The sequence below is a fragment of the Croceitalea sp. MTPC5 genome (genome assembly GCF_036985505.1).
Taxonomy (GTDB): Bacteria; Bacteroidota; Bacteroidia; order Flavobacteriales; family Flavobacteriaceae; genus Croceitalea.
Map to the genome: position 1 here is coordinate 1 of NZ_BTGQ01000037.1, position 721 is coordinate 721.

The 721-nt window shown below is 47.6% G+C and carries 1 protein-coding gene; it reads left to right on the forward strand.

Features of this window, described 5'->3' with window-relative positions; translation table 11 throughout:
* The coding region (locus tag AACM45_RS20305; RefSeq protein WP_339145038.1) for an AMP-binding protein at positions 1-721 on the forward strand (721 nt) is incomplete at both ends.

The window sequence follows — 721 nt, forward strand, 5'->3', positions numbered from 1 at the left end:
TGCCAGCATCATGAACTATAATACATGGATATTCAATCATGATTGCTATTCACAAAACCAGCATATTGATTGCTCATCTAGTATGGTGTTCGATGCCACGGTAAATGTGCTCCTGACACCTTTGTGCTATGGACAACAGGTATTCATTTGCAGCAAGGCCATCAAGCAGGATGTCAAACGATATCTTGATTATCTGGATAAACATGGAATAGAACTTATCAAGATAACCCCGACCTATCTATCGATATTATTAAATACCATCACAGAGGGCAACAGGCCTACAAAGTTAAAATGCATCATCATTGGAGGGGAAAAAGCCAATAAAGAAGAACTGGAGAAGTTCATGAAACTTTACCCTTCCTGTAAAATCCTGCACCACTACGGCCCAACGGAAACAACGGTAGGGGTCACCAGTTTTCAGGATTTCAATGAAGGTACAATGGATGGGTTCATCTCCGTTCCATTGGGAAAGGTGGCCATGAACACCCGCGCCTACGTTCTGGACAATTACGGCACCCCTGTTCCGATAGGCGTTGTGGGGGAGCTGTACATAGCCGGAGCTGGACTGGCCCGGGGCTACCTGAACATGGAGGAGCTGACACGGGATCGTTTTGTTCCCAACCCCTTTGCCACTGCCGCGGATATCGAGAAGGGCCATACCCGGATGTACAGGACGGGGGACCTAGTGAGATGGCTTCCCGATGGCAACCTGGAGTTCATC